Genomic DNA, 12,743 nt, shown 5'->3' on the forward strand with positions numbered 1-12,743 from the left:
CGAACAGCCCCTGGACCTCGGCGTCTGCGCTGTTAAACTGGGCGCACCCGAGTGTGACGCTCGGCAGCTCCCACACCTGTGCGCCACACCGGATGCCTCCGGCTCATGTGCCCCGTGCCCATGCGCTGACCACCGCGTGGAGGTGTCAGGTGCTGTTCTCCCAGATACCCGAGCCGCAGGGCCTCTACGACCCGGCGAGCGAATCCGACTCCTGTGGTGTCGCGATGGTCGCGGACATCCACGGCCGCCGCACGCACGACATCGTCACCGACGGACTGCTCGCCCTGTCGAACCTCGATCACCGGGGAGCTGCCGGCTCCGAACCCAACAGCGGCGACGGTGCCGGGATCCTGCTGCAGCTGCCCGTTGACCTGCTGGCCGCCGTGGCGGGGATCGACCTTCCCGGACCCGATCCGGAGGGCCTCGCCTGCTTCGCAGCCGGAATCTGCTACCTGCCGCAGGATCCTGCGGCGCGCGATGCGGCCGTCACCCGGGTGGAGAGGATCGCCACCGACGAGCAGCTCGAGGTTCTCGGGTGGCGGGAGGTGCCCGTCGATCCGGACGCTGCCGATGTCGGGGCATCGGCCCGGGCCTGCATGCCGTACATGAGTCAGCTGTTCGTCGCCGCGCCCGCCGGGTCCGGCGGCCGGCGGCCCTCCGGACTCGACCTGGATCGTCTGGTGTACCCGCTGCGCAAACGGGCCGAGCAGGTCCCGGCCGACGAGTCCGAGGGTGTGTACTTCCCGTCGCTGTCGTCTCGGACGATGGTCTACAAGGGCATGCTCACTCCCACCCAGCTGCCGCTGTACTTCCCGGACCTGCGGGACGAGCGGTGCCGCAGTGCGATCGCGCTCGTCCACAGCCGCTTCTCCACGAACACCTTCCCGTCGTGGCCGCTCGCGCACCCGTTCCGGTACGTGGCCCACAACGGCGAGATCAACACCGTGCGCGGCAACCGGAACCGGATGCGCTCACGGGAGGCGATGCTCGCCTCCGACCTGATCCCCGGCGACCTCGGCCGGCTGTTCCCGATCTGCACGCCCGACGCCTCGGACTCCGCCTCCTTCGACGAGGTGCTCGAGCTCCTGCACCTCGGCGGTCGCAGCGTCGAACATGCCGTGATGATGATGATCCCGGAGGCGTGGGAGAACGACCTCGCGATGCCGCCCGCCCGCCGGGACTTCTACCGCTATCACGCGTCGCTGATGGAACCGTGGGACGGTCCGGCGTGCGTGACGTTCACCGACGGCGTCCGCGTCGGCGCCGTCCTGGACCGCAACGGGCTGCGTCCGGGACGCTGGTGGCAGACGGCGGACGGGCGGGTCGTCCTGGCCAGCGAGTCGGGGGTGCTCGACATCGAGCAGTCGCGAGTGCTGGCCAAGGGCCGACTCGAACCCGGCCGGATGTTCCTTGTCGACACCGCCGAGGGACGGATCGTGCCGGACGCCGAGATCAAGCTGTCCCTGGCCACCGAGCAGCCCTACGCGGAGTGGCTGTACTCGGGGCTACTCGGTCTCGACGAGCTGCCGCCGCGGCCGCCCATCGTTCACCCACACGAGTCGGTGGTGCGCAGGCAGGTCGCGTTCGGCTACACCGAGGAGGACCTGCGGATCCTGCTCACCCCGATGGCGGCGAGCGGCGGCGAAACCCTCGGGTCGATGGGCACGGACACCCCCGTCGCGGTGATGTCGCAGCGTCCGCGGCTGCTCTACGACTACTTCGTCGAACTGTTCGCGCAGGTCACGAATCCGCCGTTGGACGCGATCAGGGAGGAGGTGGTCACCTCGCTGACCCGGGTGATGGGTCCTGAGCAGAACCTGCTGCACCCGACCGCCGCGTCGTGCCGACAGATCGTGTTGTCGTGGCCGGTGCTCGACAACCACGCGCTGAGCAAGATCATCCACATCGACGACGACGGCGACCACCCCGGGCTGGCCACGACCGTGCTGCACGCGCTGTACGACGTCGACGGCGGCGGCGAGGCCATGGCGGCGGCGATCGAGGACCTGCGTGCCCGGGCGAGCGCGGCCATCGCCGCCGGCTACCGCACCCTGGTGATCTCCGACCGCGACTCCGACCACACGCGGGCGCCGATCCCGTCGCTGCTGGCGGTGTCCGCGGTGCACCACCACCTCATCCGCACCAAGGAACGGACGAAGGTCGCCCTGGTGGTGGAGACCGGAGACGCCCGCGAGGTGCACCACGTGGCACTGCTGATCGGCTTCGGGGCGGCGGCGGTCAATCCGTACCTGGCGATGGAGACGATCGAGGACCTCGTCAGCGAGGGCGAGCTGACCGGCCTCGAACCGGCGGTCGCGGTGCGCAACTACCTGCACGCGCTCGGCAAGGGCGTGCTGAAGGTGATGTCGAAGATGGGCATCTCCACCGTCGGGTCCTACACGGCCGCACAGGTTTTCGAGGCCATCGGCCTGAACCGTGATCTCGTGCGCGAGTACTTCCGCGGCACCACGTCCACCCTGGGTGGGGTGGGTATCGACGTGCTGGCCGACGAGGTGGCGGACCGGCACCGGCAGGCGTATCCGGACAACCCGACCGATCGCGCGCACCGCCGCCTCGACGTCGGCGGCGAATACCAGTTCCGCCGCGAGGGGGAACTGCACCTGTTCACCCCGGAGACCGTGTTCCTGCTCCAGCACGCCACCCGGACCGGCCGCCGCGACGTGTTCACCCGCTACAGCGAGGAGGTCAACGCCCTCGCCGAACGCGGCGGCACGCTGCGCGGCCTGTTCCGGTTCCGCGAGGGTGTCTCGCCGCCGGTACCGCTCGACGAGGTCGAGCCGGTCGAGGCCATCGTCACCCGGTTCAACACCGGCGCGATGAGCTACGGCTCCATCTCCGCGGAGGCCCACGAGACCATGGCCGTCGCGATGAACCACCTTGGTGGACGGTCGAACACGGGGGAGGGCGGCGAGACTGCGGACCGGCTGCACGACCCCGTCCGGCGCAGCGCCGTCAAACAAGTCGCCAGCGGCCGATTCGGGGTCACCAGCGACTACCTGATCGGTGCCAGCGACATCCAGATCAAGATGGCGCAGGGCGCCAAGCCCGGCGAGGGCGGACAGCTCCCGGCGTTCAAGGTGTATCCGTGGATCGCGACCACCCGGCACTCGACGCCCGGCGTCGGGTTGATCTCCCCGCCGCCGCACCACGACATCTACTCCATCGAGGACCTCGCGCAGCTGATCCACGACCTGAAGAACGCCAACGAGAACGCCCGCGTCCACGTCAAGCTCGTCAGCTCCGTGGGGGTCGGCACCGTCGCCGCGGGGGTGTCCAAGGCGCACGCCGACGTCGTGCTGATCTCCGGCAACGACGGCGGCACCGGGGCGTCGCCGCTGACCTCGCTCAAGCACGCCGGTGCGCCGTGGGAGATCGGCCTCGCCGACGCCCAGCAGACCTTGGTGCTCAACGGACTTCGCGACCGGATCACCGTGCAGTGCGACGGCGGCCTGCGCACCGGCCGGGACGTGATCGTCGCGGCGCTGCTCGGCGGCGAGGAGTACGGCTTCTCCACCGCGCCGCTCGTTGTCGCCGGGTGCATCATGATGCGCGTCTGTCATCTCGACACCTGCCCGGTCGGGGTCGCCACCCAGAACCCGGTGCTGCGCGCCAGGTACACCGGCAAACCGGAATTCGTGGAGGAGTACTTCCGGTTCGTCGCCGAGGAGGTCCGCGAGCACCTGGCCCGGCTCGGCCTGCACAGTCTCGACGAGGCGATCGGCCGGGCCGACCTGCTCGAGACGGCGGTGGGTGTGGCGCACTGGAAGAACCGCGGTCTCGACTTGTCGCCGATCTTCCGGATCCCCACCGGCCCCGACGGTGCCCCTCTGTCGCAGCGGCGGCGGGTCCGCGACCAGGACCACGGACTCGCACACGCTCTGGACCGCAGCCTGATCCAGCTCGCCGAGGGCGCGCTCGAGGACGCCCACCCGGTACGGCTGCAACTGCCGGTGCGCAACGTCAACCGCACGGTCGGCACCCTCCTCGGCGCGGAGGTGACCCGCCGCTACGGCGCCGCCGGCCTGCCCGACGACACCATCGTCGTGGAACTGACCGGATCGGCGGGGCAGTCGCTCGGCGCGTTCCTGCCGCCGGGGATCACACTCGAGATGATCGGTGACGCCAACGACTACGTCGGCAAGGGGCTCTCCGGCGGCCGGATCGTGATCCGGCCCGCCGCCGACGCGCTGTTCGAGGCCGAGGAGCAGGTGGTCGCCGGGAACACCATCCTGTACGGGGCGACGTCCGGGGAGGCGTACCTGCGGGGCCAGGTGGGGGAGCGGTTCTCGGTCCGCAATTCGGGCGCCACCGCGGTCGTCGAGGGTGTCGGCGACCACGCCTGCGAGTACATGACGGGCGGGCGGGTGGTGATCCTCGGGCCGACCGGACGGAACCTGGCGGCGGGCATGTCCGGCGGCATCGCCTACGTGCTCGACCTGGACCGGACGCGGGTGAACACGGCGATGGTCACCCTCGAACCGCTCGATCCGGACGATCTGGACTGGTTGCGTGGCGCCGTCACCGTGCACCGCGACCGCACCGGTTCGCCCGTCGCGGCCTCGGTGCTTGCCGACTGGCCGCGGCGCAGCAGCCTGTTCACCAAGATCCTGCCCGTCGACTACCGGCGGGTGCTCGAGGCGAGCCGTCTCGCCCGCGCCGAGGGACGCGACGTCGACACTGCGATCATGGAGGCGGCACGTGGCTGATCCGCACGGCTTCCTGAACGTGCGCAAGCAGGAGGCCCCGAAACGCCCCGTCGCCGAACGGGTTCGGGACTGGCAGGAGGTGGGCGCCGCCCAGTCCGCCGCGGACCGGGCGCGCGAGATCGCGGACCAGGCGACGAGGTGCATGGACTGCGGCATCCCGTTCTGTCACTCGGGAACCGCGGGCTGCCCGCTGGGGAACCTGATCCCCGAGTGGAACGACCTGGTGCGGCGCGGGCGCTGGTCCGCGGCGGCGGACCGCCTGCACGCGACCAACAACTTCCCGGAGGTCACGGGGCGGATCTGTCCGGCGCCGTGCGAGGCCGCATGCGTGTTGTCGATCGCGGAGAACGATACCGGCGGCAGCGTGACCATCAAACGGATCGAGCAGGCCATCGCCGACGCGGCGTGGGAGTCCCGGGCGGTCACCCCCCAGCCCGCGACGGTCAGCAGCGGCCGGGCGGTGGCGGTGGTGGGTTCCGGACCGGCGGGCTTGGCCGCGGCTCAGCAGCTGACCCGGGCGGGGCACGACGTCACCGTCTTCGAACGAGACGACCGTCTCGGCGGACTGCTCCGCTACGGCATTCCCGCATTCAAGCTGGACAAGGGGGTGATCGACCGGAGGATCACCCAGATGCGCGACGAGGGAACGAAATTCGTCACCGACTGCGAGGTGGGAGTGGATCTGACGGCCGAGCAGTTGCGGGAGCGGTTCGACGCCGTTGTACTCGGCGTCGGTGCGCTGCGCGCCCGGGACAACACCACCGTCGAGGGGCGGGGCCTCGAAGGCATTCACCTGGCGATGGAGCATCTGGTGCTCGCGAACCGCGAATGCGAGGGGGACGGGGTGAGTCCCGTCACCGCGCACGGCAAGCACGTGGTGATCATCGGCGGCGGCGACACCGGTGCGGACTGTCTCGGCACCGTGCACCGGCAGGGGGCGCTGTCGGTGACCCAGCTGGACTACCACCCGGAGGCGCCGGTCGTGCGGGACGAGGAACGGTCCCCGTGGCCGTCGTGGCCCATGGTGCTGCGCACCTCGCCCGCTCATGCGGAGGGCGGTGAGCGGCGTTACGAGGTTGCGGTGCAACGCTTCCTGGGCGACGAGTCCGGTCACGTCCGGTCCATGGTTCTGGCCGAGGTGCGGGTCACGCGTGACGATCAGGGTCGTCGGCACATCGCACCGATCGGCGAGGAGGTGGAATTGCCTTGCGATTTGGCGCTTCTCGCGATCGGTTTCGAGGGGGTCGAACACGAGGAGTTGCTCGAGGGTCTCGGCCTCGGATTGACGCCCCGCGGTGTGCTGGCGTGTGGCCCGGACTGGCAGACCAGCGCTCCCGGGGTGTTCGTGTGTGGTGACGCGCATCGCGGTGCGTCACTGGTGGTGTGGGCGATCGCCGAGGGGAGGGCGACGGCTCGCGCCGTTGACGAATTCCTCACCGGGCATTCGGATCTCCCGTCACCCGTGCATCCGACGTCGCTGCCGCTCGAGGTTCTGTGAAAAGTGGATGACCTGCAGGTTAACGGCCGTTGAGTGTATTTTGTTCGCATGCTTGTGAACGGATTTGCGGGGGTGCAAATGGAACTGAATCGGTTCACGGACTAGGGTTGGGCGCGTGACCCGACGGACAAAGATTGTGTGCACCCTGGGCCCCGCGGTGGCCACCGAACAGAAGATTCGCGAACTCGTTGAGAGCGGCATGGATGTCGCCCGGCTCAACTTCAGCCACGGTGAGCATGCCGATCACGAGAACAACTACCGCCTCGTCCGTGACGCGTCCGATGCCACCGGCAAGGCCGTCGGCATCCTGGCAGACCTGCAGGGTCCGAAGATTCGGCTCGGACGTTTCGCCACCGGATCGACCGTGTGGGAGAACGGCGAGGAGGTCCGGATCACCGTCGACGAGTGCGAGGGCACCCACGACCGTGTCTCGACGACCTACAAGGAACTCGCCGTCGACGCCAAGGCCGGCGACCGGCTGCTCGTCGACGACGGCAAGGTCGGCCTCGAGGTGGTTGGCGTGGACGGCAACGACGTCGTCTGCCGCGTCACCGAGGGTGGCCCGGTCAGCAACAACAAGGGTGTCTCCCTGCCGGGCATGAACGTCTCGGTGCCCGCGCTGTCGGAGAAGGACATCGCCGACCTCGAGTTCGCGCTGCGGCTCGGTGTCGACTTCATTGCGCTGTCGTTCGTCCGCTCGCCCGCCGACGTGGAACTCGTGCACGCGGTGATGGACCGGGTCGGTCGGCGCATCCCGGTGATCGCCAAGCTCGAGAAGCCGGAGGCGATCGAGGCACTCGAGGCAGTCGTCCTCGCATTCGACGCAGTGATGGTCGCTCGCGGTGACCTCGGCGTGGAGCTGCCGCTCGAGCAGGTGCCGCTGGTGCAGAAGCGGGCCATCCAGATCGCCCGCGAGAACGCCAAGCCGGTGATCGTGGCGACGCAGATGCTCGACTCGATGATCGAGAACTCCCGGCCCACCCGCGCCGAGGCGTCCGACGTCGCCAACGCCGTCCTCGACGGTGCCGACGCGGTGATGCTCTCCGGCGAGACGTCGGTCGGCAAGTACCCGATCGAGACGGTCGAGACCATGGCCCGCATCGTCGAGGCCGTCGAGACCGAGTCGACGCGGGTGCCCCCGCTGACCCACGTACCGCGCACCAAGCGGGGCGTGATCTCCTACGCCGCCCGCGACATCGGTGAGCGCCTCGACGCGAAGGCCCTCGTCGCGTTCACCCAGTCCGGTGACACTGTGCGCCGTCTCGCGCGGCTGCACACCCCGCTGCCGCTGCTCGCGTTCACCCCGCTGCCCGAGGTCCGCAGCCAGCTCGCCCTGACCTGGGGCACGGAGACGTTCCTGGTCCCGCCGGTCTCGACCACCGACGTGATGATCGGCCAGGTCGACACGGCGCTGCTGTCCCTCGGCCGGTACAACAAGGGCGATCTCGTGGTTATCGTCGCCGGATCGCCGCCGGGCACCGTAGGCTCCACCAATCTGATTCACGTCCATCGGATTGGGGAAGAGGACCACTAGGTGAGTGATGCGGGTGCCGGCAGTGAGGTCGTGACGGACCGGTTGGAAGATCCGGAGCGAGCGGAAGATCTCGAAACCCTGCTCGGTCTGCTCGATCTCGAGCAGACCGGTGAGGACACGTTCCTCGGCCGGCATCCGTCCCGCCGGGGGATCGGCAGCCGCACCTTCGGGGGCCAGCTGGTCGCGCAGTCGGTGATCGCGGCCGGACGTACCGTCGACGGCAACCGCCCGCTGCACGCGATCAACGTGCACTTCATCCGCGGCGGCGACGTGAAGGAACCGATCGAGTACCGCGTCGAGCGGTTCCGCGACGGGCGCGCGCTGGCGAACCGCCAGGTCACCGCCCTGCAGGACGGACGCGAGCTGTGCGTGGCGCTGGTCGGGTTCCAGGAACACGGCCGCGGGCTCGAACACGGGGCGCCGTTGCCGGACGTCCCGGACCCCGAGTCGCTGCCGTCGGTCGGCGATCTGCTCGTCGGCTTCGAGGACGTCCTGCCGCACTTCGTGGGCGCGCTGCGGCCGATCGAGATGCGGTACGCCAACGATCCGTCCTGGATCCTCAAGGGCACGGGCGAGACACTCGGCCACAACCGGGTCTGGATGCGCACCGACGGGCCGCTGCCGGACGATCCGCTGCTGCACGCCGCGGCGCTGGCCTACGGTTCGGACACCACGGTGCTCGACTCGATCATCACCACGCACGGCCTGTCCTGGGGGCTGGACCGGATCGTCGCGGCCACCGTCAACCACTCGATCTGGCTGCACCGGCCGTTCCGGTTCGACGAGTGGACGCTGTACGCCACCGAGTCTCCCGTCGCCGCCGGATCCCGCGGACTGGCGACCGGACGCTTCTACTCCCGGGGCGGCGACCTGCTCGCAACGGTCGTGCAGGAAGGGATGATTCGGCACTTCCCGAAGCGGAGCTGACACCCTCCCGGAGGGGCGTGGCGGGACACCTACCGGGAGGGAACATGGGATTCGGGACACTGGCCCTCGTCTCGTTCGTCGCCCTGCTCGGCCCACTGCTCGCGGTGCGCCGGACCTGGAACCTGCCGGTCGTCCTCGGCGAGCTCGCGGCCGGAATGCTGATCGGGATCAGCGGGGCACACCTGATCGACCCGACCGATCCGACCCTGACGTTCCTCGCGGACGTCGGTTTCGCGCTGGTGATGTTCGTCGCGGGCACCCACGTCCCCGTCCGCGACGCCTCGATCCGCCCTGCATTGCGGCGCGGCCTGCTGCGGGCGGTCGCGGTCGGGGTGCTGGCGGTACCGGTGGGGATCGCGCTGGCAGCCGCGTTCGACACCCAGTTGGCCGGCCTCTACGCCGTGCTCGTCGCGTCCTCGTCGGCGGCGCTCGTGCTCCCGATCGTCGACTCGCTGCGCCTCGGCGGGCCGAAGGTCGTCGACACCATCGCGCAGGTCGCGATCGCCGACACCGCCTGCATCGTGGCGCTGCCGCTCGTCATCGACCCGGGACGGGCGCCCCGGGCGGCGGTCGGTGCGGTGGTCGTCGCGGTCGGGGCCGCGGCCGTGTTCCTGTGCTTCCGCTGGCTGGTTCGTACCGGACTGCAGGAGCACATCCACCGCGAGTCCGAGCAGCGGCGGTTCGCGCTCGAACTGCGGGTGAACCTGGTGTTGCTGTTCGGTCTGTCCGCGCTCGCGGTGTCGATGCACGTGTCGGTGATGCTGGCGGGATTCGCGCTCGGCCTGGCGCTGGCAGGGGTGGGGGAGCCGAGGCGGCTGGCGCGCCAATTGTTCGGTGTCACAGAGGGATTCCTCGGTCCACTGTTCTTCGTCTGGCTGGGTGCGTCCCTCGACCTGAGGGCGCTCGTCGACCACCCGTCGTATGTCGGCCTCGGCGTGTGCCTCGGGGTGGCGGCCGTCGCCGTGCACGCGGTGGCCCGGCTGTTCGGGCAGCCGCTGCCGCTGGCCGCACTCTCCGCCGCCCAGCTCGGGATCCCGGTCGCGGCGGCCACCGTCGGCACCCAGCTCGGGCTGTTCGCCGCGGGCGAGGCCCCGGCGCTGCTGCTCGGGGCGCTGGTCACGATCGGGATCGCCGCCGTCGCGGGAGGTCGCGCGGCGCGGCGGGGACTGGTGCGGTCCTGATCCGCCCACCTGCGCTTGTGCGGACGGGATGACTCGCCCGGCGTTAGACTTCGCGCACGCACTTCCCACCGCAGGAGGAGGGGTCGCGAATGTCCGGATCTTCGTCGCTGGACTGGAATCACGAGTTCTGGAGCAGTCTGCGGTGGACCCTCGAGGCGTTCGGGATCTCGGCTGTCTGCTTCGTGATCGTCGCCGCACTGCTGCTGCGCTACACCCGGTGGGGGAGACAGTTCTGGCGGATCAGCGGCGCCTACTTCACCGGCCGCGACAGCGCACCGGTGTGGGGACTGCTCGCGCTGGTGCTGTTCATGACCGTGTTCGCGGTGCGGATGACGGTGCTCTTCTCGTATCAGGGCAACGACATGTACACCGCACTGCAGTTGGCGGCGCAGGGCTTCGCGCAGGGGGACACGGCCGCACTCGACGCGGCCGAGTCGGCATTCTGGACGAGCATCGTCATCTTCGCGGTTCTCGCCACCATCCACGTCGCGCGCTCGCTGTTCGACTTCTACATCGGCCAGGCCTTCGACATTCGCTGGCGCCGCTGGCTCACCGACCACGTCACCACCGACTGGCTCCACGGACGCGCGTTCTACCGCGACCGGTTCGTGGACGACACCATCGACAACCCGGATCAGCGGATCCAGCAGGACATCACCGATTTCGTGCAGATCTCCCGATCGCTGTCGATGGGTGCGGTCGGTGCGGTGGTCTCCCTCGTCTCCTTCACGAAGATCCTCTGGGACCTGTCCGGGCCGATGACGGTGTTCGGCACCGAGGTCCCGCGGGCGATGGTGTTCCTGGTTTTCGTGTACGTCCTGATCTCGACGATCGTCGCGTTCTGGCTGGGCCGGCCGCTGATCCAGCTGAACTTCTGGAACGAGCGGCTCACGGCCAACTTCCGCTACGCGCTCGTCCGGGTGCGCGACGGTGCCGAGAACGTCGCGTTCTACCGAGGTGAGGGCGTCGAACGCCGCGGCCTGCTCGCCCGCTTCGCCGCGGTCCTGCGCAACTACTGGCGGATCGTCTTCCGGACCCTGAAGTTCAACGGCTGGAATCTCGGCGTCAACCAGATCGCGGTGGTGTTCCCGATCCTGATCCAGGCGCCACGGTTCTTCGCAGGCACGATCACCCTCGGCGACGTGACGCAGTCCGCCACCGCGTTCGGCCAGGTGCACGATTCGCTGTCGTTCTTCCGCGAGTCCTACGACACCTTCGCCGGGTACCGCGCCAGCCTGATCCGTTTGGACGGCCTGCGCCGCGCCAACCACATCTCTCGCGAGATGCCTGCTCTCCAGGCAGTGGATCTGGACGACGCGCTCGAACTCGACGGCGTGCACGTGCGCACACCGGACGGCACTCCGCTCGTCACCGGCCTGGATCTGACCATGGCACCGGGGGATGCACTCGTCGTCAAGGGGCGGTCGGGCAGCGGCAAGACGACGTTGCTGCGCAGTCTCGCCGAGATGTGGCCGTACACGGAGGGGCGGATCCGTCGACCGGCCGGCGAGCAGACGCTGTTCCTGTCGCAGATGCCGTACCTGCCACTGGGTGACCTGCGCACCGCGGTTGCGTATCCCGGCTCGGCGGACGACCTCGACGACGACACCATTCGGACCGTCCTGCGAAAGGTGCAACTGGGCAACCTCGTCGACCGGCTGGACGAAGAGCAGGACTGGGCGAAAGTCCTCTCGCCGGGGGAGCAGCAGCGAATCGCGTTCGCGCGCATCCTGCTGCTGCGGCCCGCGCTGGTGTTCCTCGACGAGGCGACCTCCGCGGTCGACGAGGGTCTCGAGTACTCGCTGTACGACCTGGTCCGCACCGAGGTCCCCGCGTGCATGCTGTTCAGCGTCAGCCACCGCAGCACCGTCGACCAGCACCACACCCGTCAGCTCGAGTTGTCGGGCGACGGGGCGTGGCAGTTGTCGACGGTGTCGGTGTAGCCGAGGTCGGTTGTGGTGCCGGGGCCGGCCCGGACCTACGGGCGCCAGCCGGCGGGCATGTGCTCGTCGGCGAATGCGAGCTTGATCCGGATCAGCTCGGACCGGTTGGGTTTGCCGGACTTCATCAGCAGGCCCTCGATCGCGGCCTGCTGGTCGTACTGCTGAATCTGGTTCGCGTCCATCTTCACCCCGACCAGGGGTCGGACCGGGCCCGGCCTAGGCATGTCGCCCGTACATGTGTCGTGTCGCGCTCATCTGTGACCTCCCCGAGGATCGACCGCGCCGTGGGTGGGATGCGTGCCGTGCTGATGGTGTCGGATGCGAAACCACCGTGTTGGCAAGCAATGTAGCGAACCGGACAGACCGAATAGTTGGTTTGGCACTTTTTCCTGGACGAGTGTCCGATCGGCGGGAATTGGCGGTCCGGGCCCGGGGCCCCGATCGGGTCCGGACCGACAACGAGTGGGCGGACATCGAAACCCTCGGCGGGAGCCGGGAACACCGTGGTCGGACGGCGTGACACTGTGCGGCGGGACCCATGTCGCCGATGTGACGGACGTCGACCCGATGAGCGTGCCGACTCGTCCTTGCGGACGCGAATCAGGACCGCTCGGCGCGCGCGGCGATGTCCTGCAGGTCGTCCGTCATCACCTTCCTGGTGGCCCTGACGCCGAGGCGTCCGACGGTGGCCGTCAGTAGTCGCAGCATGACCGAACTCCCGACCTCCGCGGCGGGTCCACCTCGGCCACCCACATCTCCTCGGTCGCCTCCTTGCCGAACATGCGCCGGGTCTCGCGCCACCGGGTGCCGACGTCGTATCCCGCACCCTCGACGCGCTCGATACGGGTGACCCCGGAAAGGGTGGCCTCCGCCGCGTCGAGATCGGTGAGCACCGCCCACCCGTTCCGGTGTCGCCGCGACCTGTCGGGTCAG

The 12,743-nt window shown here is 69.4% G+C and carries 8 protein-coding genes; 6 read left to right on the forward strand and 2 right to left on the reverse strand.

Annotated features, from left to right (window positions below):
- Positions 1–149: 149 nt before the first annotated feature.
- The 6 genes from gltB to ACWDUM_RS19075 all read left to right on the forward strand — a co-directional run bounded on the left by gltB (position 150) and on the right by ACWDUM_RS19075 (position 11,810).
- On the forward strand, positions 150–4,727 hold the full coding sequence (gene gltB / locus ACWDUM_RS19050; RefSeq protein ID WP_450135129.1) for a glutamate synthase large subunit: 4,578 nt from the start codon (positions 150–152) through the stop codon (positions 4,725–4,727).
- Positions 4,720–6,225, forward strand: coding sequence for a glutamate synthase subunit beta (locus ACWDUM_RS19055; protein ID WP_450135130.1), 1,506 nt, complete (start codon positions 4,720–4,722; stop codon positions 6,223–6,225). Before gltB ends, ACWDUM_RS19055 begins: the two co-directional genes overlap by 8 nt.
- 115 nt (positions 6,226–6,340) lie before the next feature.
- A complete protein-coding gene (pyk, locus tag ACWDUM_RS19060) occupies positions 6,341–7,759 on the forward strand; it encodes a pyruvate kinase (RefSeq protein WP_450135131.1) in 1,419 nt (472 codons plus the stop codon).
- A gap of 42 nt (positions 7,760–7,801) precedes the next feature.
- Entirely contained in the window at positions 7,802–8,686 is an 885-nt protein-coding gene (locus ACWDUM_RS19065) for an acyl-CoA thioesterase (protein WP_450135219.1), read from the forward strand.
- A 44-nt stretch (positions 8,687–8,730) separates the two neighbouring features.
- Positions 8,731–9,867 carry a cation:proton antiporter gene (locus ACWDUM_RS19070; RefSeq protein ID WP_450135132.1) on the forward strand — a complete coding sequence of 379 codons (1,137 nt, stop codon included), beginning with the start codon at positions 8,731–8,733 and terminating at the stop codon, positions 9,865–9,867.
- 89 nt (positions 9,868–9,956) lie between these two features.
- On the forward strand, positions 9,957–11,810 hold the full coding sequence (locus ACWDUM_RS19075; protein ID WP_450135133.1) for an ABC transporter ATP-binding protein/permease: 1,854 nt from the start codon (positions 9,957–9,959) through the stop codon (positions 11,808–11,810).
- 35 nt (positions 11,811–11,845) lie between these two features.
- Here ACWDUM_RS19075 and ACWDUM_RS19080 read toward each other — a convergent pair whose 3' ends face one another.
- Both ACWDUM_RS19080 and ACWDUM_RS19085 read right to left on the reverse strand, forming a co-directional pair.
- Positions 11,846–11,992 (reverse strand): hypothetical protein, encoded by a 147-nt coding sequence (locus ACWDUM_RS19080; protein ID WP_450115507.1) that lies wholly within the window; start codon positions 11,990–11,992, stop codon positions 11,846–11,848.
- A 510-nt stretch (positions 11,993–12,502) separates the two neighbouring features.
- Positions 12,503–12,703, reverse strand: coding sequence for a hypothetical protein (locus ACWDUM_RS19085; protein WP_450135134.1), 201 nt, complete (start codon positions 12,701–12,703; stop codon positions 12,503–12,505).
- Positions 12,704–12,743 lie beyond the last annotated feature (40 nt).

Source organism: Rhodococcus sp. NPDC003322, assembly GCF_053589555.1.

Excerpts from the sequence above, each read along its gene's own strand:
- ACWDUM_RS19070 (WP_450135132.1), top strand. The coding sequence starts at position 8,731 with ATGGGATTCGGGACACTGGCCCTCGTCTCGTTCGTCGCCCTGCTCGGC.
- ACWDUM_RS19075 (WP_450135133.1), top strand. The coding sequence starts at position 9,957 with ATGTCCGGATCTTCGTCGCTGGACTGGAATCACGAGTTCTGGAGCAGT.
- ACWDUM_RS19080 (WP_450115507.1), bottom strand. The coding sequence starts at position 11,992 with ATGGACGCGAACCAGATTCAGCAGTACGACCAGCAGGCCGCGATCGAG.